The 21,464-nt window shown below is 57.0% G+C and carries 18 protein-coding genes; 9 read left to right on the top strand and 9 right to left on the bottom strand.

Going from position 1 to position 21,464, the window contains the following annotated elements; all coding sequences use genetic code 11:
- Nucleotides 1-80: 80 nt before the first annotated feature.
- From cofH to npdG, 5 genes are read right to left on the bottom strand one after another with little or no spacing between them, the layout of a single operon-like run.
- Nucleotides 81-2,567: a 5-amino-6-(D-ribitylamino)uracil--L-tyrosine 4-hydroxyphenyl transferase CofH gene (cofH, locus tag ABY734_RS03205; protein ID WP_372777533.1), complete on the bottom strand. Its 2,487-nt coding sequence runs from the start codon at nucleotides 2,565-2,567 to the stop codon at nucleotides 81-83.
- Nucleotides 2,564-3,289, bottom strand: a complete 726-nt coding sequence (gene cofC, locus ABY734_RS03200) for a 2-phospho-L-lactate guanylyltransferase (RefSeq protein ID WP_372777532.1) — start codon at nucleotides 3,287-3,289, stop codon at nucleotides 2,564-2,566. The genes cofH and cofC overlap by 4 nt, the downstream gene beginning before the upstream one ends.
- An 11-nt stretch (nucleotides 3,290-3,300) precedes the next feature.
- Nucleotides 3,301-4,248: a 2-phospho-L-lactate transferase gene (cofD, locus tag ABY734_RS03195; RefSeq protein ID WP_372777531.1), complete on the bottom strand. Its 948-nt coding sequence runs from the start codon at nucleotides 4,246-4,248 to the stop codon at nucleotides 3,301-3,303.
- Between the two features lies 1 nt (nucleotide 4,249).
- Nucleotides 4,250-5,017, bottom strand: a complete 768-nt coding sequence (gene cofE / locus ABY734_RS03190; protein WP_372777530.1) for a coenzyme F420-0:L-glutamate ligase — start codon at nucleotides 5,015-5,017, stop codon at nucleotides 4,250-4,252.
- Nucleotides 5,014-5,691, bottom strand: a complete 678-nt coding sequence (gene npdG / locus ABY734_RS03185) for an NADPH-dependent F420 reductase (RefSeq protein WP_372777529.1) — start codon at nucleotides 5,689-5,691, stop codon at nucleotides 5,014-5,016. Before npdG ends, cofE begins: the two co-directional genes overlap by 4 nt.
- A 308-nt stretch (nucleotides 5,692-5,999) precedes the next feature.
- Here npdG and ABY734_RS03180 point away from each other — a divergent pair, with 308 nt between their 5' ends.
- Nucleotides 6,000-6,776: an SDR family oxidoreductase gene (locus ABY734_RS03180; protein ID WP_372777528.1), complete on the top strand. Its 777-nt coding sequence runs from the start codon at nucleotides 6,000-6,002 to the stop codon at nucleotides 6,774-6,776.
- A gap of 97 nt (nucleotides 6,777-6,873) precedes the next feature.
- On the opposite strand, the gene pyk is transcribed toward ABY734_RS03180, so the two are convergent.
- The gene (pyk, locus tag ABY734_RS03175) at nucleotides 6,874-8,304 is read right to left on the bottom strand and encodes a pyruvate kinase (protein ID WP_372777527.1); all 1,431 of its coding nucleotides are present in this window, start codon (nucleotides 8,302-8,304) and stop codon (nucleotides 6,874-6,876) included.
- Nucleotides 8,305-8,457: 153 nt separating this feature from the next.
- Here pyk and ABY734_RS03170 point away from each other — a divergent pair, with 153 nt between their 5' ends.
- Genes ABY734_RS03170 through ABY734_RS03160 form a run of 3 tightly spaced genes read left to right on the top strand, consistent with a single transcriptional unit; the run spans nucleotide 8,458 to nucleotide 11,448 of the window.
- On the top strand, nucleotides 8,458-10,416 hold the full coding sequence (locus tag ABY734_RS03170) for a pyrroloquinoline quinone-dependent dehydrogenase (RefSeq protein ID WP_372777526.1): 1,959 nt from the start codon (nucleotides 8,458-8,460) through the stop codon (nucleotides 10,414-10,416).
- Between the two features lie 12 nt (nucleotides 10,417-10,428).
- A complete protein-coding gene (locus tag ABY734_RS03165; RefSeq protein WP_372777525.1) occupies nucleotides 10,429-11,046 on the top strand; it encodes a transferase hexapeptide repeat family protein in 618 nt (205 codons plus the stop codon).
- A 24-nt stretch (nucleotides 11,047-11,070) separates the two neighbouring features.
- Nucleotides 11,071-11,448 (top strand): DUF2237 family protein, encoded by a 378-nt coding sequence (locus tag ABY734_RS03160; RefSeq protein WP_372777524.1) that lies wholly within the window; start codon nucleotides 11,071-11,073, stop codon nucleotides 11,446-11,448.
- A gap of 14 nt (nucleotides 11,449-11,462) precedes the next feature.
- On the opposite strand, the gene ABY734_RS03155 is transcribed toward ABY734_RS03160, so the two are convergent.
- The 3 genes from ABY734_RS03155 to ABY734_RS03145 form a co-directional block, all read right to left on the bottom strand.
- The gene (locus tag ABY734_RS03155; RefSeq protein ID WP_372777523.1) at nucleotides 11,463-12,164 is read right to left on the bottom strand and encodes a hypothetical protein; all 702 of its coding nucleotides are present in this window, start codon (nucleotides 12,162-12,164) and stop codon (nucleotides 11,463-11,465) included.
- 174 nt (nucleotides 12,165-12,338) lie between these two features.
- Nucleotides 12,339-13,292 carry a rhodanese-related sulfurtransferase gene (locus tag ABY734_RS03150; protein ID WP_372777522.1) on the bottom strand — a complete coding sequence of 318 codons (954 nt, stop codon included), beginning with the start codon at nucleotides 13,290-13,292 and terminating at the stop codon, nucleotides 12,339-12,341.
- Nucleotides 13,289-13,618: a BolA family protein gene (locus ABY734_RS03145; protein ID WP_372777521.1), complete on the bottom strand. Its 330-nt coding sequence runs from the start codon at nucleotides 13,616-13,618 to the stop codon at nucleotides 13,289-13,291. Before ABY734_RS03145 ends, ABY734_RS03150 begins: the two co-directional genes overlap by 4 nt.
- 141 nt (nucleotides 13,619-13,759) lie before the next feature.
- Between ABY734_RS03145 and ABY734_RS03140 the strand changes: the two genes are divergently transcribed.
- The 5 genes from ABY734_RS03140 (at nucleotide 13,760) to ABY734_RS03120 (ending at nucleotide 21,439) form a co-directional block, all read left to right on the top strand.
- On the top strand, nucleotides 13,760-15,907 hold the full coding sequence (locus ABY734_RS03140; RefSeq protein WP_372777520.1) for a PQQ-dependent dehydrogenase, methanol/ethanol family: 2,148 nt from the start codon (nucleotides 13,760-13,762) through the stop codon (nucleotides 15,905-15,907).
- A gap of 155 nt (nucleotides 15,908-16,062) precedes the next feature.
- Nucleotides 16,063-18,633 carry an RND family transporter gene (locus ABY734_RS03135; RefSeq protein ID WP_372777519.1) on the top strand — a complete coding sequence of 857 codons (2,571 nt, stop codon included), beginning with the start codon at nucleotides 16,063-16,065 and terminating at the stop codon, nucleotides 18,631-18,633.
- A 28-nt stretch (nucleotides 18,634-18,661) separates the two neighbouring features.
- Nucleotides 18,662-19,546, top strand: a complete 885-nt coding sequence (locus ABY734_RS03130; protein ID WP_372777518.1) for an outer membrane lipoprotein-sorting protein — start codon at nucleotides 18,662-18,664, stop codon at nucleotides 19,544-19,546.
- Nucleotides 19,546-20,853, top strand: a complete 1,308-nt coding sequence (locus ABY734_RS03125; RefSeq protein ID WP_372777517.1) for a hypothetical protein — start codon at nucleotides 19,546-19,548, stop codon at nucleotides 20,851-20,853. The genes ABY734_RS03130 and ABY734_RS03125 overlap by 1 nt, the downstream gene beginning before the upstream one ends.
- Nucleotides 20,843-21,439: a TetR/AcrR family transcriptional regulator gene (locus tag ABY734_RS03120; protein ID WP_372777516.1), complete on the top strand. Its 597-nt coding sequence runs from the start codon at nucleotides 20,843-20,845 to the stop codon at nucleotides 21,437-21,439. Before ABY734_RS03125 ends, ABY734_RS03120 begins: the two co-directional genes overlap by 11 nt.
- The last annotated feature ends 25 nt before the right edge of the window (nucleotides 21,440-21,464 follow it).

The following is a 21,464-nucleotide window of genomic DNA, read 5'->3' as shown; positions in this document are numbered from 1 at the left end:
AACTTGAATCCAGGTTGCAAGCAACACCGAAAAGTCTACGCCGACTGCGGCCCTTCGCGCCTAGCCCAAACTGGTGAGTTTCAGGCCGATGCAATCAGATCGTCAGCGGCGTTCTTGGCGAGATTTTTACGCCCCCCGGAGCGCTCGTACTTCTGCGCAGGGGTATTGATTACATCCAGCAGTGCCCCCGCCGCCCGGGCGGTGTGCTCGCGCTCTTCAGGGACCGGTTCATACAGCGTGGTGCGTTGTCGCGGCTGGCGCTGCATGGCGCGTATGAGGGCATCCATTTGCTGCGGTGAGGTTTCCTGACCGTGAGTCGCACCGGCCGCCCGGGTGATGGTTTCGTTCATCAGGGTACCGCCCACATCGTTGACACCTGCATTCAGGCAGGCTTCGACGCCGTTGTGGCCCAGCTTCACCCACGAGGCCTGAATATTATTTATCAGACCGTTCAACACCAGCCGGGCAACGGCATGCATCAGCACTGACTCCCGGAAGGTCGGCCCCTTACGCGCCTTGCCTTTGAGATAAACCGGCGCCTCAGAGGCGACAAAGGGCAAGGGAACAAACTCGGTAAACCCGCCGCTCCGCGCCTGCAGATCGCGCACCCGCAACAGATGGCGAGCCCAGTGCTCCAAGCGGTCGACATGACCGAACATGATGGTCGCCGTCGTGCGCAGGCCAATGCGGTGCGCTGTTTCCATGACCTCAAGCCACTGCTGGGTATTGATCTTGTCAGGGCAGATTTGGGCACGGACTTCGTCGTCCAGAATTTCCGCGGCGGTGCCGGGCAAGGTATTCAAGCCCGCCTCTTTCAGTTGCTGCAGGAAAGGTTCAATACCCTGCCCCAGAGTCGCCGCTCCCTGCCACACTTCCAGGGGAGAAAACGCATGAATATGCATATCCGGCGTGGCGCTGCGCACCGTAGCCAAAATATCCAGATAGGTCTGGCCGGTATATTCCGGGTGAATGCCGCCCTGCATACACACCTCGGTCGCACCTCGCGACCAAGCCTCAGTACAGCGACGGGCAATTTCTTCGGGGCTCAAATCGTAGGGTCTGCCGCGCAGGTTTTCGCTCAGCTTACCTTTGGAAAAAGCGCAGAACTGACATTTGAAATAGCAGATATTCGTGTAGTTGATATTGCGGTTAACCACATAACTGACGCTGTCGCCGCAAAGCTTTTCTCGCAGGGTATTGGCCGCCTTCGTGACCGCCGCAAAGTCCGGCCCCCGGCTTTGAAACAGGCGCACCACCTCGGATTCAGAGAGCGCTTCTCCGGTGCTTGCGCGGTTCAGAATATCGCGAATATCAGCCGACACATCCATATCCCTGACTGTCTCGCCCAGCCAGCGAACATCATCCTGCGGAAGCTCTGCGTGCTGTCCGGTCAGCCAGCTATCGGTGCGCGGAAAGCCTTCCGTGTCGATGATGTCCAGCACGCGCTCGTGCATAGCGGAATCCAACCACTGGTTGAAATCGATGGCGTAGGCGGGATAAATCGTCAGTCGCTCCTGCAGGTGCTTCCCTGCAATTGCGGTTTCTCGCGCCAGCTCTTCCAGATGAGGCCAGGGCGCTTCCGGGTTGACGAAATCCGGCGTCAGCGGGGATACACCACCCCAGTCGTTAATGCCCGCCGCAACGATTTTCTCAAGCACGCCAGGACTCAGATTCGGCGGCGCCTGAATGCTCATCTCCGGCCCGAAGACCAGGCGGCAGACGGCAATTGTCCACAACAGCTCATTCAGATCCGGCTCGGGGGCTGCAGCCATTTTGGTATCGGGTTTGGCGCGGAAATTCTGAACGATAATTTCCTGCAGATGACCAAACTCCTCGTGCAGTTCACGCAGCGCCAACAGGGACTCAAGGCGCTCGCGCCGGGTTTCACCAATACCGATGAGAATACCGGAGGTGAAGGGAACCCTCGCCTCACCCGCCAGACGCATGGTCTCCAGACGCACGGCCGGCTCTTTGTCCGGCGAGCCGTAGTGTGGCATACCCTTTTCGCTGAGGCGTTCTGCGGCCGATTCCAGCATGATACCCATGGATGCCGATACCGGGCGCAACATGGCGATCTCGTCGGCTGTCATACAACCGGCATTGATGTGGGGCAGCAAGCTGGTTTCTTCCAGAATGCGTTTGGCTACGTGGGTGACGTATTCCAGAGTGGTCGCAAAACCCATTTGGGCCAGTGCCTCGCGGGCAGCCTTGTAGCGCAGCTCAGGCTTTTCACCCAGTGTCAGCAACGCCTCCTTGCAGCCCATCTTCTCCGCTTCGCGCACGGAATCCAGTACCTGCTCCACCGACATGTAGGGCGAATCGATACGCTTGGGTGTTTTGGCAAAGGTGCAGTAGTGGCAAACATCACGGCAGAGATGGGTTAAGGGAATAAAGACCTTGCGAGAATAGGTGACCACATTGCGAAAACCGCTGTCGCGCAGTGAGCCCGCAAGAGACAGCAATTCGGCATCGTTTTCTCCGCCCATATCGGCGAGCGCAAGTACCTCTCCGTCAGTCAAACGGTTATGACAGCGTGCTTTAGCCGCAATGCTTTGCCACTCGCTCATGAATCTCTTACCACATCCGTTTTAATGAAAGCGCTGTTCGCTTCGCCAGCGGTCAGTGCTTTGATTCGTTGATCAAGTCCATTTTCACGCAGGTAATTCAGCGTTTTGGGCGCCCTGCTGCCCCAGTCTCGACCCAGCAGCTCCGCCAGATCGTCACCGTCGTCGATATCCCGGCTCAACCCCTGACGCTCCAGTATTTCCAGCGGAATGCCCTTGTCGAGCGCCTGAATGCGGTGGCGATGACAGGACTCCCGGCCATAATCAAAGGTCAGGCAGCCCGGCGGGCTTGCGATGATCACATTCGAGCCATCGCAATGCCGATCGGTCACCAGGGTTATCCGCGCCGCATCAGCCTGACGGTGTAGATCCAGCACCTGATTCCACTCGTCCACCGTTGCCAGTGGTAGATCGCCATGCACCACCATGGCCGAGGAAACCTGGCCGACCACCGACTGCATCGCTGCATTAATCACGGAATTCAGCCCCGGCGGCGCCAGCGCACGTTCGCTCCAGCAGTCAATCTGGTAGTGCTCAGCCAACAGCCCTGCCGCCGGATCATCGGACAGCAGAATGATCCGCTCCAGCGATTCGACCTTCGTCAGCCCATCCAGCACATCTTCGACCATGGCCTGAAACAGGCACCGGCGTTCAGAGGGACTGAGAAAGCCTGACAGGCGCTGCTTGGCCTGAACAAAATCTTTTAACGGAATAAATACCCACATGGTGAATCACACTAATCAAGCTGTCGGGCAAAGTCGAGAGCTTCACGGGCCAGTTGTACTTTACTGTCCAGATCGCTCATAAGGGTCGGCAGTACGCGGGTTGCCACAGCAATGGAGTCGGCAAGTTCGCAGTCCACACTATCGATCAGCAGGCCATCCAGGAGCTTGCCATACCACTGCGCAATGGCCTCCGCCGTCGCCGGCATATTCAGCTCCTGCATCATCTTCGCCGCTGGTCCCTTGATTGCCATACCGCCGACAATGGGCGATACCGCGACCACCGGGGCGCTACTGCTCTGCAAGGCCTCGCGCACACCCGGCAAACTCAGGATCGGATCAACCGACACGAACGGGTTGGATGGGCAGATGACAACGGCACTCAAATCCGGGGCCGCCAGCCATTCCATCAGTTGCGGCAGGGGCTTGGCAGACTCAATGCCCTCAAAGCGAAACCCGCTTACCGCCGGAGCGCACTGCTCACGCACGAAATATTCCTGAAAGGCCAGCTCGCCCTGCGCTGTCGACACCATGGTACTGACGCGATCATCGGTCATCGGCACCAAGGCGTGGCGCAAGCCAAGGGCCGCACACAATTCTTTGGTAACCTGCGACAGGGGCGCGCCTTCGCGCAAACGAACACTGCGCTGCAGATGGGTTGCCAGGTCGCGATCGCCCAGCCGAAACCAGTCGGCGCCGCCCAGCTGCTTCAGCGCATCCATCGCTTGCCAGCTTTCACCTGCAAGCCCCCAACCCCGCTCAGGGTCGTTGAGATCAGCCAGCGCGTACATCACCGAATCCAGATCCGGACTGATGGAGAGGCCTAGATGGGAGAAGTCATCACCGGTATTGGCAACAATCAGCAATTGCTCCGGTGCAAGGCATTCGACCAGCCCCCGCGCCAGTTTGGCACCACCTACGCCACCGGTCAGTGCCACTACTTTGCCATCGAAGTCCGTCATATCAGCGGAACATATCTTCGGATCTGGGACGGATCAGGGTTTCGCAGCCCTGCTCTGAGGGGCGTAACTCGGCACCGCGAATCAACACCACCGGGGCCCCCTCATCAGCCTGCCCCATCAAAAATGAGGCTGCAGCCGCCAACTCGTCTGCCACGCCAATCTGGGTGATTTCCAGCGGGCGGCCATATAAATCCGCATCGCCAATGCGGCTGACCAGCGCCTCAAAACCCGCACTGCCGAGGGCAAAACCGCAGGTGCCATTGCGCCAGGCGCGCCCGGCACTGTCATTAATCAGGATATTCAGATTTACGCCCAAGCGCTCACGCAGCGCATTGCGCAAGGCCCTCGACGAGGCGTTGGAATCCTTGGGCAACAATAGCACCCGCGGATTGTCAGGGTCAGAGTGAATATTTGAGGCATCAATACCGGCATTCGCGTGTACATAGCCTTCCCGGTGTTCGACGATGATCGCACCGGGTCGCTGGCGAACCACTTCGTTGGATTCGCGCAGGATCAATTCAACCTGACGAGGATCCTTGGCGGTTTCACTTGCCAGCTTCAGAGCAGCTTCAGAGGGCTCGACGTCATTAAAATAGGCGTAGCGATTCTCGGCCTTGGACACAATTTTCTGCGCGAGCGCCAGTACATCGCCATCCTGCAAACTCATGTCGGCCTGCTCGCAACAGCGAACAATCAACTCCGCAAGGTCATCGCCGGGCTCCACCAAGGGGAAGTCCGGCAAGACCGTCAGTGAAAGCGAGCTGCTCACTCAGCGAGGCCGGTCAGCTTAATACCCGCGTGGCACTGGTACTGCTTGTTGACGAAGATCAGTACCGAGGTCATAGCCTCCACAGCTGCAGCGTTGGCGATACTGCCTGCGTGAAAACCGCGCATGCCGGCGGCTTCGACCAGCTCTATGACCTGAGCGCGGGCATCTTTCTTGTCACCGCACACCAGCACATCGCAATCCAGACCCTTGCCTTCCTGCAGGTGATGCGCTGCCACATTCTGGAACGCGGAAACAACCTGGGTATCTTCACCCAGAAGTTGCTGGGCGATCTGACCAGCACTGCCCTGCTCGGGCAGTTGCACCCGTGCAACCTTGGGCGGCACCAGGGGTACCGTAACGTCGATCAGAATCTTGCCTTTCAATGCCGGCTTGACGAGCTCCAGTGTGCTGCTGTGGTGGGCAAAGGGAACCGTCATGGCAACGATGTCAGCTGCCTCGGCGGCCGCCAGATTCTCCATAGCCTCAACCGCAACCTGCGCCACACCGCGCTCGGCCATTACCTTTTGCAGGTCGGCAACTGCAGCTTCGGCCTTGTCCTGGGTTCGCGAACCAATAATGACCCGATAACCGGCCTCGGCCCAACGTCGCGCCAGTCCCGTCCCCAAGTCACCCGTGCCACCCAGAATTGCCAGTACCGGTTTTGAATCGCTCATTACTTTCTTCCTGTGTCATGTCAGAATTCTTGTCGTGGCCAAAGCCGCGCTGCATTCTCTCAAAAGGCTCGACGCCCATCCAGCACTCAAAGTGACGAGAAATTTAGCCAAATCAGGCATCAGGAGGGTAATGACCCCTTTCGCCAGCCAATATGCCCCGTTTGGACGATACAATCGCTTCGGGCGGCCGTTAGTCTTGCGGGCTTTTATGACAGCTGGGCAGCATGCGGCTCTCGGATCGCAGGTATTGCGACGCGGCTCCCGTATAATTATCAGCAGCAGATAGATCCACCATTCAAGGGGCTTGTATGGATAATCGACTCGACTATAGCGGCAAAGTGGTCATCGTAACCGGTGGCGGCAAGGGCGTTGGCAAGGGAATTTCAGAGCGCTTTCTAAGCTGCGGCGCGCATGTGGTGATCTGCGGTCGCTCCGAACCCGAGACTCTGCCCAGCGCCGGTGGTCGCAGCGCCCAGTTTCTTCCCTGTGACGTCAAAGACTTCGAGCAAATCCAGGCTTTCGTTAATCAGGTAGCCGAAGAGCATGGCCGTATCGATGTGCTGGTCAACAACGCCGGCGGCGCACCCTATGCCGATGCGGCTACCGCCTCGCCCCGCTTTTCCGAATCCATTATCAGGCTGAACCTGTTGGCGCCGCTCAATTTTGGCCAGTGTGTCAACGCGGTGATGCAGCAACAGGATAGCGGCGGCAGCATTATCAATATCGCCAGCGTATCAGCAGTCCGCCCCTCTCCGGGCACAGCTGCTTACGGTGCGGCAAAAGCCGGGCTGGTGAACCTGTGCACCTCGCTGGCGGTGGAATGGGCACCGAAAGTTCGCATAAACGCGATCATCGGCGGCCTGATCAGAACCGAGCAGTCTCACCTGCACTATGGCGATGAAGCAGGCATTGAGGCCGTTGGCGCCACCATTCCTCTGGGCCGAATGGCGGTACCGGAAGATATTGGTGATGCCTGCCTGTTTTTGGGGGGCGAAATGTCCGCTTATATCAGCGGCACCACCGTAACTGTGCACGGTGGCGGTGAAAAGCCCGCGTTTCTGGATGCAGCGAATGCGGATGGGTAGGTAGTGTTGGCGATGGCAACTATGTAGTCGGATGTCTGACGTCGGACGTTAAAAGCTCTCAGCTTCTCGCCGCTTAGCGGCGTCCGACGCCTACCTCTCAAACAGTTAGAATCTTCAGTGTGTTGGTGCACCCGCCCACCCCGACGTTGTCGCCATGAGTGAACAACACCGTATCTCCACTGTTAACCAGCCCCTTGTCCCGCAGATGAGCAACCACGCCCTCGATCAATTCATCTTTACTAAACTTTGACGTATCCAGGTAGACCGGGCTGACACCGCGGTAGAGACAAACCCGGTTGCAGGTGGTCTGGTGACTGCTCACGGAAAAGATCGGCAGCCCCGAACTGATGCGCGACATCAACAAGGGAGTCCGCCCGGACTCGGTCAGTGCAATCAGGGCTTTCACCCCTTGCAGGTGGTTGGCTGAATACATCGCACCCATCGCAACCGCTTCTTCAGCGCTGGTAAATTCGCGGTCCATCCGGTGGCCCGACCGGCGAATGGTCGGCGACTGCTCCGCCCCCACACAGGTGCTGGCCATGGCTTCAACCGTCTCGACCGGATACTCTCCCGCCGCCGTTTCCGCCGACAGCATGACCGCATCGGTGCCATCAAGCACCGCATTGGCCACATCAAACACTTCCGCGCGGGTCGGCATGGGGTTGGAGATCATCGATTCCATCATTTGTGTGGCAGTGATGACCACACGGTTTAACTGCCGGGCACGCTTGATCATATGTTTCTGGTAGGCAATCAGGTTGGCATCACCAATCTCAACGCCCAGATCCCCTCGCGCAACCATAATGCCGTCACAGGCTTCGATAATCGCATCAAGCGTGGCGTGGTCGGCCACCGCCTCGGCGCGCTCTACCTTGCCGATCACTTCGGCAATACAGCCAGCCTTGTTCAACTCACTGCGGGCGTACTCAATATCCGCCGCACTGCTGGGAAAAGAGATGGCTACGTAATCCAGTGCCAGCTCTGCCGCCACTTTAACGTCTTCCAGATCCTTGGTAGTCAGCGCCGGTGCCGACAGACCACCGCCGAGTTTGTTGATGCCCTTGCGCGACTTCAGGTTACCGGCACTCTCCGATCGCGTATGAACTTGAGAGCCGTCAACCGACTCCACAATCAACCGAAACCGGCCATCATCCAACAGCAGGGTGTCGCCTGCAGTGACACTACTTGTCAGAGGCTCGTAATCGACACCTACGTGGCTGGCATCGCCATCGCCGTCTGCCATGGCGGTGTCGAGAATCAAGGTCTGCCCTTTTTTCAGTTCAATGCTGTCGCCGGGCAATTTCCGCAAGCGAATTTTTGGGCCCTGTAAATCACCCAGCAGGGCAACGTGTTGCCCTGCCTGCGCCGCCAGATCACGAATCAGGTAAGCGCGCTGGCGCTGTTCATCGGCCTGGCCGTGGGAAAAGTTCAGCCGGAATACATTAACGCCCGCGCGAATCAGTGCCTGAAGAATCTCAGGGCTGTCTGACGCCGGGCCCACGGTGGCAACTATCTTGGTTCTGCGCATAAAGCCTTCAATTTCACTCTTGGAATTAAATGTCGCTCCATTATCACTGAGTTTCCGTTAAAAATCAGTGGCATTAACTGTATAGCTCGCCAAATGGGTGATTCAATCGCCCCGCCGCAATTGCTATGCTGCCCTCCAGCTTACGGAGGCGCCATGAAAAAACCACGTTCACCGGCATCACTTGCCTGCCTTGCGCTGATTTATGTTCTGCTCAGCGGCTGCTGGGCCAACAATAACCCCGAACCCCTGCCCGACGTCGCGGATACCGACTGGCCCGCCTATGGGGGCAGCGGCACTGATCGCTTCAGTCCACTCAGCGAAATCAACGTCGACACAGTTAAAGAGCTGGAGATTGCCTGGCGGCATGATTCCGGCGATGTCAGTACGGGTGAAGGCGAATGGTCCTTTACCAGCCTTCAGGTCACACCTATCGCCGTCAATAATGCGCTCTACTATTGCACGCCTTTTGGCCGGGTATTCGCCCTCGATCCGCAGACCGGAGAAGAGCGCTGGGTGTTTGACCCACAAATCAAAAACACCTCGGGCGGATATTATCCGGCTCTTTGCCGGGGCGTCAGTTACTGGGAAGGCTCAAGTCAGGGTAGCTGCAGCAAACGCATCGTCTACGGCACACGCGACGCCGAATTGATCGCACTGGATGCCGATACCGGCCTGCCCTGTCAGGACTTTGGCGACAGCGGTCGAGTCGCCCTGCGCGAACAACTCTCCGAACACGACAGCTGGGAGTACTACCCCACCTCACCGCCGGTCATTGTGGATGACAAAGCCGTGATCGGGGCGCTGGTGGTCGACAACCTGCGCACGGACGCTCCATCAGGCGTCGTCAGAGCGTTTGACATCCGCAGCGGCAAACTGGCCTGGGCATGGGACCCCGTTAGCGAAGATTACAAAGCCCGTCACCGGGATGAAAACGGCAACACCCGCTACCATCAGGGTTCTCCGAACGTCTGGGCGCCTATGTCCGTGGACCGCAAGTTAAACCTGGTGCTGGTGCCTACCGGCAACCCCTCCCCAGACCTCTACGGCGGTGAACGCGACGGTATCGATGAATACGGCTCATCCGTGGTTGCATTGGACGCCAGTACCGGCAGCTATCGCTGGCACTTTCAGACAGTCCATCACGATGTCTGGGATTTTGACGTGGCTGCCCAGCCTACCCTGTTTCAGATACCCGGCGTCGGACAGGGACGCCCGGCCATTGCTCAGGGCACAAAAACCGGCATGGTTTTTCTGCTGGATAGGGAAACCGGTAAACCGCTGTACCCGGTAGAAGAAAAGCCGGTACCGCAAAACGGTGTGCCCGGCGAAAAACTCTCTCCTACCCAACCCTTTACAACCCACCCCAAGCCACTGCACTTCACCGGCGTTTTGGATGAAGACAATGTTGAGGGACTGTTTGGCTTTGGCAAGCGCGCCTGCCAGAAGCTGATCCGCCAGTATCGCTCCGAGGGCATCTTTACCCCGCCCTCACTGGAAGGCTCAGTGCTCTACCCGGCCAATATCGGCGGCATCAACTGGGGTAGTGTCGCGATAAATCCTGAAGCCGGCCTGATGTTCGTCAACCAGATGCATTTTGCCACCGTGGTCAAACTTATTCCGCGCGACGAATACGATGCCGAGCCCCGGGACGGCGTGTACCCCCTGGAATACTTTCCGATGAAAGGCACCGCTTACGGCGCACTGCGCACGCCGCTGGTATCGAACTGGGGAACGCCCTGTGTGCCGAAACCCTGGGGCAGTTTTACCGCCGTCGACCTCAAAACCGGTGACATAAAATGGCAGGTGCCTTTAGGCACCACCCGCGATCTGGCGCCTTTTCCGTTCTGGTTCAATACCGGGGTACCCAATGCGGGCGGCTCCCTGGCCACCGCTGGCGGGCTGGTTTTTATCGGCGCGACAACCGACCGTTACCTCCGCGCCTTTGATCAACACACCGGCGACGAAGTCTGGCGACAACGCCTGCCCTTTACCGCCAACGCCACTCCCATGACCTACAGTATTGGCGGTCGCCAATATCTGGTGGTGGCAGCCGGTGGCCACGGCTGGTCTGAACCCGGCGATGCGCTGATTGCTTTCGCCCTGCCCGATTAAAACGGAGTTCCCATGGCCAAAGTCTATGCCCTGGAGGGCGTTATTCCGGTAGTTCACCCGAGCAGTTTTGTACATCCGGACGCAGTACTGATTGGCGATGTCCGCGTCGGCGCCAACTGTTTTATCGGGCCCTTTGCCTGTTTACGCGGTGACTTTGGGATTGTCGAAGTACACGATGGCGCCAATGTGCAGGATCATTGTATGTTGCACTCCTTCCCCGATAAAAAAGTTATCGTGGAAAGCTACGGACACATCGGCCACGGCGCGGTGCTGCACGGCTGCACCGTCAAACGCAATGCACTGGTGGGCATCAACGCCACGGTCATGGATGATGTCATTGTCGGAGAGGAATCCTTTGTCGGCGGCAATGCCTTTGTCAAAGCGGGTTTCGTCATACCGCCACGCACGCTGGTCTCCGGCGTGCCGGCACGCATCATCCGCGAACTGTCAGACAAAGAGGTCAACTGGAAAACCCACGGCACGGAACAATATCAGCATCTGGCCGAGCGCTACTTCGACAGCTTTGAAGCCGCAGACGCACTGCCGGAACTCGAAGCAAACAGGCCGCGACTGCAGTGCGACAAAACTACGTCGATGGCATTGCACGAACTGAAAAAACAGCGTGATTAGCGCTTACCAAGAGGCAGACCACTAATGGATATGGATGAATCCCTCAACGTATTTGGCGAAACCCTGCTGCCCTGCAGTGAAGACCCATTGACCGGATTCTTTCGCGACGGCTGCTGCAATACGCGCGACGATGATATTGGCTCGCATACGGTGTGCGTAGAAGTCACTCAGGACTTTCTGGAGTATTCGCGGTTTCGCGGCAATGACCTGTCCACCCCCCACCCGGAATTCGGCTTCCCCGGTCTGCAGCCCGGCGACCGCTGGTGCCTGTGCGCCGCCCGCTGGCTGGAGGCCTACCAACAGGAGATGGCACCCCGCGTTTTCCTGCGACGCACCCACTTAAAGGCGCTGGACACCATACCACTTGGCGTTTTGAAGTCCTTTGCGGTGGACTTGAATTAGGATCATCCCATGCGTCACGGTGCGTGCCAAAGACTGATCCCCATCCCGTCCACATAGATTCGGCGACTGGTCTCACCGTTACTCAGTACAAACTTCCGAAAGGCTTCGCCGTCACCTGACGCCAAAAATCGCGGTGACAACAGAGCTACACCCTGCCCCGAATCTTTAAAGGTATGGGCGATCACAAGCCGGTCTTTCAACTTTGGTGAGAGCCGCTGGATAGCTACCGGAGCACTGGATAGCGCATCAATTTCGCCTTCCAACAAGGCCAGCGTTGCGGCAATGTGATTGCGAAATGGCGCTGTGATTGCTCCGCCGGGAATAACAGACTGGAACTCCACATCAGCCGCCCTGATACCCGGCACAATGCCAACCCGGCGAATATCAGCCAAGGACTGCCCGGCGCGGGTGTACAGATGAATCGGCTGAACCGTATAGGCCACCCTAAGATAACCACACTCCTGCTCGATACGCTGCATGGCCGCGCTATAGCTGCCCATGATCACGTCGTAGTCTTGATGCTGGCAGCGCTGACGCAGCGCATTAAAATCATTACTGTAAAAGGTCTTGTAGCTTCGGCCTGTGCTGGAAAAAGCTTCGTCAAAGAAAGGCTTGAAATGGGTGTGTGTTTGGCGGGAGCCAAAAATCGATTGTATCCAGAGCTGCACGGGCTCGCTGGCATAAACAAAGGGCCCCTGGGCCAGCAGAAAAAGCACCAAAGCCGACCAAAGACACCGTTTAATGCGCTTCCATTTGCTATGTGACAACGTCAATGTCGTCCAGCTCCTGCCAGATGCGTGACATAAAAGTATAGTCGGCCTGAGATATCTGAATATACTGGTTAACCGAAACAACCGTAAAAAGTCAGCAAATGGAGTCAAAAAGCCGTTTCAGCCGGTTTCTCTCGAATTACGCAGTTGTCTTGCCGGCGGCGGCGCACCGATATGAGCCTCGCGACGCTGCCGGGCCAGCTCAACCTGCTTCTGGCGTTCGCGGAAACGCGCTTTCTGGTCCTCGGTCAGCTCGTCAAAGCAGTGTGGACAGGCAACCCCTTTTTCATAGAATTCGCTTTGTTTGTCTTCATCGCTAATCGGTCGGCGACAGCCGTGGCACTGATCGAAGCTGCCTGCCGTCAGGTCGTGTTTTACCGTCACCCGGTTGTCGAACACAAAGCACTCACCCTGCCACAGACTCTGCTCCTGTGGGACTTCCTCAAGGTATTTCAGGATACCGCCTTCCAGGTGGTAAACCTCTTCAAAACCCTGCTGTTTCATATACGAGGAGGCTTTTTCGCAGCGAATGCCGCCGGTGCAGAACATGGCCACTTTCTTGTGCCTGGCGGGGTCCACGTTCTGCTTTACGTAGTCGGGAAACTCCCGAAAGGTTTTGGTGTGGGGGTCCACCGCGCCCTTGAAGGTGCCTATCTCGACCTCATAATCGTTTCGGGTATCGATCAGCAGAACGTCCGGGTCTGAAATCAGCGCATTCCAGTCTGTAGGCTTAACATAGGTACCCACTACCTCGTTCGGGTCGACATCGCTGACGCCCATGGTCACGATTTCTTTCTTGAGCTTGACCTTCATTCGGTAGAAGGGCTGGGCTTCGTCGTAGGACTCTTTCCAGGACAAATCGGCAAGGCGCTCATCCGCACGCAACCAGGCAATCACGGCATCAATCCCCGCACGACTGCCGGCGATGGTGCCATTGATACCCTCGTGGGCCAGCAGCAGCGTACCCTTTACTCCCTGCTCCTGACACACCGCCAGCAGAGGTTCGCGCAGGGCTTCGAAATCGTCCAGCGTTACAAAGCGATACAGCGCCGCAACGACAATCTTCTCACTCACTGCGAACCGCCCTCACGCTTGCTGCCACCCAGACAGTCCGGTGAATCCGGCGACTGCTCCGCTCTTGCCTGCCACTCTTCCGGCGAATAGGTATGCAGAGCCAGAGCGTGTACCGGGCCGGCCAGTTCTTCCTGCAGCACGCCGTAAACCGCCTGATGACGGGCGACCTTGCGCATGCCGCTGAACTGATCGGCCACCGCAACCACCTTGAAGTGGGTTTCGGAATTGGGCGGCACCGAGTGCATATGGCTCTCATTGACCACCTCCAGATGGCTGGGAGACAGTGCCTGAGCCAGTTTTTGCTCGATGGTCTGTTGTACTTGCATAACTCTCTACAGCTTGAAAAATGGCACGCCATTATACCGATCGGGCGGAAAGGTCGCGATGTTTAACATTTTATTAACTCACTGGCCGCTCGGACAGTGAAATGATTAACTGCACCCTTTACCCAGAGAAGCCTAGAAATCATGCGTCTGTTTTTTGGAATTGCCCTGTCACTGCTTGCCCTGCCCGGCCTCTCGGCGCCGGTGAGCCCGGAACGCCTGCTGGCTGCCGATAGCGATGAAAACAACTGGCTCAGTCACGGCAGGAGTTATAAAGAACAGCGTTTTTCTCCCCTGAAGCAGATTCGCGACGACAACGCGAACCAGCTGGGACTGGCTTGGTATTTCGAAACAGATACCCACCTTGGACTGGAAACTACACCCCTGGTTATCGACGGCATCATGTACTTTACCGGCGCCTGGAGCATGGCTTACGCCATCGACGCCAAAACCGGTGAGATGCTCTGGAAATTTGATCCGGAAGTTCCCCGGGAAAAGAGCATTACCGCCTGCTGCGGCGTGGTGAACCGGGGCCTGGCCGCCTGGGAGGACACACTTTTTCTCGGCACAGTCGATGGACGCTTGATTGCAATCGACCAAGCGACTGGTAAACGCCTCTGGTCGGCACAGACCACCGACCCGAAACAGGCCTACTCCATTACCGGCGCCCCCCGAGTGGCCAAAGGGCTGGTGTTTATCGGTAACGGTGGCAGCGAGTTTGGTACCCGCGGCTATGTCAGCGCCTACGATGCGGATACCGGTGAGATGCGCTGGCGCTGGTACACCATTCCCGGCAACCCCGCCGACGGATTTGAAAACGCCGCGATGGAAGAGGCCGCGAAAACCTGGAACGGCCAGTGGTGGCAGTACGGCGGTGGCGGCACGGTCTGGGACGCCATCGTCTATGACCCGGAGCTGGATCAGCTCTATATCGGTGTCGGCAACGGCGCGCCTCACAACCGCCGTATTCGCAGCCCCGGCGGCGGTGACAACCTCTACCTCAGCTCTGTGGTCGCACTCGATCCCGATACCGGCCATTATATCTGGCACTATCAGGAAGTACCGGCGGACAATTGGGACTACACCGCCTCCCAGCAAATCACGCTGGCAGAGATTGAGTGGCAGGGTGAGACCCGCAAAGTCATTGTCCACGCCCCGAAAGCGGGATTCGTCTACCTGATCGAACGACAATCAGGTGAGCTGCTGTCCGCCGAACCCTTTACCACCGTTACCTGGGCCAGCCACTACGATATGACCACCGGTCGCCCGGTCGAAAACAAAGGTCAGGACTACGACGGCAAGCCCGCCATGGTTTACCCCTCCGCAATTGGCGGTCACAACTGGCAACCCATGGCCTACAACCCCAATACCCGGATGCTGTATATCCCGGAGCTGGATATGGGCATGCTGTTCGACGAGATAAAAGCGCCTGACTACAAGCACCTGAAACGCCACTTCAACACCGGCTACAAGCTCAGCCAGGACGCCATGGCGCAGCCGATGACCCAGGGCATTCTCAAGCACTTCCCGAAATCCCACTTACTGGCCTGGGATGTGGAAAAAGCCGAGATCGCCTGGAAGCTACCCCACCCCTACATCCACAACGGCGGCGTCCTCGCCACCGCGGGCAACCTAGTCTTTCAGGGCACCTCCGACGGCCGCTTTCTGGCGGTGAGTGCCGACAAGGGTGAAATACTCTGGAGCTTCGATGCCCAGAACAGCATCCTACCCGGGCCGGTCAGCTATTCGGTGGACGGTGAACAATACATTGCCGTGGGTGTTGGCCGTGGCGGCGCCCTGACCATGAACACCGGCAAGAGCTACCCCACAGGCAATCCCAACAACCGCATCATGGCCTTCAAATTGAACGGCAGCGCAGCACTGCCGCCCGTGTCAAAACCCGAGCGTCCTGTGCCGCCGCCGCGTATGGAGATCAGCGCCGAGCGAATTGAAAATGGCCGTCGCCTGTTTGACCGCTTCTGCGCGCGCTGCCACGGCGCGACGGCCGTCGGCGATGGTTCCATTCCGGATATGCGCTACCTGGCACCGGTATGGCACGACAATTTTGAAGCCGTAGTTCTGCACGGATTGATGGAGAAAGCGGGCATGCCGCGCTTCGATGATGTGCTCAACGCTGAGCAGGTGGAAAACATCCACGCCTATATTATTGAGCGCGCCCATGAAGACTACGCCCTGCGTCAGCAAAGCGGCTGGTGGGCCGAGCTGAAAAGCACCGCGACCGACCTGATGACCCGCGTCATCGCCTGGTTTATCCGGCTCACGACCAGCTAGGTCCCATTCCGGGAAGCACAGGAGCGGCGCTTGCTCGCAAGCAAGCGCCGCTACGTTCGGCACATGACACTACCGTAATCTTAGCGCGCCGCTCTTGCAGACCAACCGGTCGGTTTGTATTATCCGATACACTTTCCAGTTGCTAAGGCTACCCTGTGCAGTCAATTCTGTTTCGTCTGAACACCTTGTTTGAACAGCTCCCAGGTGCCCTGTTGCCCTACCGCTGGCTCTGCCTGCTGGCGTTTTTGGCCATGTCACTGTTTACCGGCTCGGGCCTGGTTCAGCATTTTCAGCTGAACATGTCCCCGGAAGTCTGGTTTGAAGACAATGCGGCCCCTCTTCAAATTCGAGATGCATTCAGGCGCAAATTTGGCAGTGACGAGGGTGTCTATATCGTTTATCGGCCGGCATCCAATGATGTGTTCTCCGACGATGCCCTGCGCACGCTCGAAAGCCTGCACAAGGAAATCGAAGAAGCCAGCTTGCAAGGCGGAGCCGATGGCATGTCACGGGTAATACAGGTGGACAGCCTGCTCAATGCCCGCTATCAAATCGCCGACGGCGATACCCTCATTGCAAAAAAACTGATCGGCGCAGACTTCCCGGAAAGCGCCGCTGAGCGAGAGCGCCGCCGCGACATCGCAGTTAGTCAGGATGCCTTTGCCCGGGTGTATTACTCGGAAGATTTTCGCTACGGCGGCATCGCAATTAAAACCAATTTCGGCACCCTGCCTGTCGAAAGCGAATTGAACACCAGCGCGGCAAATACTGAAGACCTGTTGGCCGACGATGGTTTTGGCTTCGGCCTTGAGGCCAGCGACCCGCTCAGTGTCGACACCAGCGCCGATGTTGCCGAGGTGGAATTCGCTTCAGTACAGCTGGAAGAATACACCCGCTTCATGACCGCTCTCCGCGCTATCACCGAGCAGCCGAAGTACGACGACTTCGAAATTCACTTTGTCGGCAACCCGGTGACCATGGAATTTGTTATGCAGAGCATCGTGGAGGCGGCAGGCTTGCTGCTGATCATGGTGCTGCTCGTGGTTGTTCTGTTGTGGATCCTGTTCCGCTCACTTAGCGCCGTGCTATGGCCCCTGCTGGTGGTTCTGGCCGCCGGTTTCTGGGCCATTGGCATAGGCGCCTGGCTGGGCATGACCTACACCAGCATGCTCGCGCTCAGCTTTATGCTCGTGCTGGCGGTGGGCATCGCCAGCTGCGTGCACGTACTCAGCGCCTACACCCTGTTCAGCCGCGAAGGAAAGGATCACGCCCGGGCGATGGCACTGGCCTACCGCAAAACCGGCACACCGATTTTGCTGACCACGCTTACCACCATGATCGGCATGCTAGCCCTGACGCTCGCGGATATGCCCATCATTACGGTCTTCGGTATAACCTCGGCCATGGCGGTCGCCTTTGCCTTCCTGCTGATTTTTGGTTTGCTGCCCGTTTTGCTGGAGTCCTGGCACCCGAAACTGCGCAGGGACAACGATGCCACCTGCGAGGCGAAAAAGCCGCTGGTTGATCTGCAACCCATGCTGGCAAAAATAGCCGACTTCACAGAGCGCCGTGCCAAGGCCATTGTCATCAGTTACCTGGCCATTTTTGCCCTGCTGATCTACGGCGCCTTTGATCTCGAAATCGACACCAATTTTTCCAAACTCGCCCGCGAAGGCTCGCCAGTGCAAGTTGCCCTGGAACTGGTTGACGAAGACATGATGGGCGGCATGAATCTGGAAGTACTGATCAGCGTTGATCAACAAGAAGGCTTGAAAGACCCTCGGGTATTGCAGGCCATCAATGAACTGCAAACTCATATATCAGAGAACTACAGCGATAAGGTCATCAAAACCTTTTCACTGGCAGACGTCGTGGAAGACACCAATCAGGTGATGCACGGTGACGACCCGGCCTACCATACCGTACCCGACGATCCGCAGCTCACCGCCCAACTGTTGTATCTCTTCAACAACGCCAATCCGGACGATCGCCGCGACGTGGTCAGCGACGACTACCGCCACAGCCATATTTCCTTCTTGCTGCGTAATGCCGGCACCAATGAATACACCGCATTCTTTGACAAACTCGATGGCGATTTTGAGCGCATTTTCGGCCACCTGAAAGCCGACTACCCCGGCCTGAGTCTGGAAACCACCGGCACCTTCTACCTGATGATGGAGTTGATGGATCACGTGGCCTGGACTCAGCTAAAGAGCTTCAGCGTGGCGCTGATGGTGATCACGCTGGTGATGATTGTCACCCTCGGCTCACCCCAAGCCGGGCTGATCTCAATGGTTCCCAACCTGATGCCGGCGCTGTTCACGTTCGGCGTGATGGGCTGGTTCAATATTCCACTGGATACTGACACGCTCATCGTGGCGCCCATTATTATCGGTATAGCCGTCGACGACACGATTCACTTTCTTACCCACTACCGTTACAGCTGGATAGAACACGGTGACGTGGGCACTGCGGTACGCCAGACCTTGCGCGAAGTCGGGCAGGCAGTCGCTTTCACCAGCCTGATTCTCGGCCTTGGCTTTGCGGTACTCGGTTTTGCCGGTTACCTGGGGCTGGCCAAACCCGGCATTTTCGGCGCAATGGCCATTATGGTGGCGCTGCTGTCCGATCTCCTGTTCCTGCCCGCACTGATGCACTGGTTTAAACCCGGCATGGGGCGCAACAAGGCTCTCAGACAGCTGGCCGCGCAAACAGCGCAAAGCTGATCATTCACATCCATTTAAGGGTCACATTATGTTGAAACTGAAAACGCTACTGACCAGCCTGACGCTTGGCCTGTTGACCACAGGCACCTTTGCCGCGGATAACAAGGCCTACAGCATTGTGGAAAAAATGGACCGGCAACAGCGGGAAATCGCCGATGGCACCATGATGCGCTCACAGCTTTCCACTTGTAAGTTCGGCCAGAAAAACAAACAAATCACCTGCGTAGAAACACCGCGGGTGAAAGTACTGGAATCTGTCTCAAAACAGTACGGCGAGGAAAAGAAAGACAGCAAGGGTGTATCCATTTTGCTGGAACCGGCCAGCGAGCGCGGCATCGGCATGCTCACCTATAGCTACGACGATCCAAACAAAGACACGGAATCCTGGCTCTATTTGTCTGCCCTGGGAAAGGTCAAGCGCATGGCCAGCGGCACCGGCGAAGACCGCGAACCGGTTTCCGTATTTGGTTCGGAATTCACCACCGAAGACATGGAAAGCGGAACCGTAGACGAATACACCTACAAAATCCTTCAGGAAGGCCCCTTCGGTGGCCGAGAGGTCTGGGTGATTGAAGCCATTCCCAAACCCATTCGCGAGCCTAAGACCGAGTACAGCAAAGTGCTCTATTGGATCGACAAGGAACGCTACACCCTGCTCAAAGCCCAGACCTACGACAAGCGCGGCAAACCCTTTAAACAGATCGCTTTCAAGGACATCGAACAAATCAACGGTCACTGGATCGCCCGCGACGTCACACTGATCAACCTGCAGTCGCAGCGTCTGTCCAATATGAAAACCGAAGCCATCACCATGAACGTTAAGGTTGATGACGAATTTCTCACCCAGCGCACACTGACTGACTTCGCCTATCGCGAAAAAACCCTGGAAGAGCTGCGCAAGCAATTTCAATAATGAACAAAATTACTGCACTGCTTGCCTTGGCTGTGGCCACTCCCCTTGCAGCCCAGGATTTTCTGGGCGGGGACGACTTTGCCTTTGATTCCTCAGCCATTGAAACGAGCGAATCTCACTGGTCCGACGGTTTTAAAACCACGCTTGAGCACAGCCATACCCAAGTGCCCGGCGACCCCAACCGCCAGCAGAGCAGCGCCCGCCTGGAATACGAGGGTAATCTTGCCGAGGGCTGGTACCTCAAGCTGGACACTCGCTACCGCTACTTTTACGAAGACGACGATCTGGCCCAAAATCGCGGTGGCGCTTACGGCAAAAACAAATGGCAGCGCGCTTGGCTGCAATACAGCCGTGGCTCCTGCACCGCCACGGCCGGCCGCCAGACCCTGATCTGGGGCACAGTGGAAGGCACGTTTGTAACAGACATCGTTACGCCCTTTGACTACACCGAACAACTGCTCACCGATTTCGGCAATGTGCGCCTGGCTCAGGATATGCTGGTGGGCGATTGCTTTGTGAGCAAGCACCAGTTTCAGGCTTTTTACACCCCCGAAGCACGTACGGATATTTTCCAGCACCACCGCCTTACCTTTCAGCTGGCGCCAGGCTTTCCAAAGGAAGATCTCAGCGTCGACGCCGAAGAGGAATGGGGCTTTCGTTACAAAGTCTCTGGCAGCGGTTTTGATCTCAGCCTGATGGCCGCCCGGCTCTTCGACAACACACCCACTGTGGTGGTTGATTTGCCAAGTAGCCCCAACGACCCCCTCAGCACACTGCTAGCTCCTTTTTTAACAGGCACAGCACCGCGCCCTGACATTCCTGTCGAATCAAAACTCGCGCGTTTTAACCTGCTGGGCATGGCCAGCTCGGTCGCCATTGGCCGCCTGCTCTTGAAATTCGAGGCGGCCCACCGCGATCGTCAGTTGATTCAGATCAGCGGTGAAGAAACCGAACGTTATGACGCCGCGCTGGGCTTTGAATACACTACCAGCGGCAACCATATGTTTAACGGCGGAATCTGGGGAACACATTTTAAGAATAACAATGTAGAAACTCGCGACACCCAGGTACTGACTCTCGGCTGGCGAAAGACCTATCTCAACGACAATCTGATCATGAGCCTGCTGGGTAACTGGTCCTCAGAGCCACGCTTTAGTGCCCTTACCGTACTTGCCGAATACCAGTGGAATGATTACTGGAATACTTCACTAGCCCTGAGCGCTGCGGACCTGGACGAGCTGGAGATGGATATTCCCATCATTCCAGCGGAGGAAGCCGCCACCGTGAGTGTTAAATATGAATTCTGACGAGAGACGACAGAAAATCATCGATGCGGCAATTACTGTTCTGCTGGACAAAGGCGTCGCCGCCAGTCGGATGAATGACTTTGTAGAGGCATCGGGTTTAAGTAAGGGCGGCGTTTACCATCATTTTGACAGCAAGGAAGATTTGCTGATCGGCGTGCTCGAATACTTCATGCAAGAATTCATTGTCATCATTCAGCTGGAAGAGCCCCCGGTTTCGAGTGCCTACCAGCAACTTGAGCAACTACTACACGCGCACGAATCAATGATGCTTGACCTCGGACGTTACACTCAGCTCTTCATCGATTTTCTTTCCCAGTCGCCATATTTACCGCGTTTTCAGCAAATGATACGCAACCACTACGAGCTATTTCACTCGCAGCTTGTAGAGATCATTCAACGTGGCATTCAACGGCAAGAATTTTTGCCCACCACTAATCCCGAAGCTATAGCGGCCGGCTTAATGGGTGTCTTTGACGGTGTGGGCATAGCGCTGACCATTACGCAAAATAAAATTGAATTTCCCCACTACGCCGTCGAGAGCGCGATGGCGATGCTCCGGGGAATCTTAAACGACGAGTTTCGGTAAGACGATCAGTCTGCTAAGTAAACGG

Origin of the sequence: Litorivivens sp., from assembly GCF_041624475.1 — a bacterium.
Classification (GTDB): domain Bacteria; phylum Pseudomonadota; class Gammaproteobacteria; order Pseudomonadales; family Spongiibacteraceae; genus Litorivivens.
Note: the sequence above shows the minus strand (reverse complement) of the source record. Positions and strands in the feature narration are given on the sequence as shown.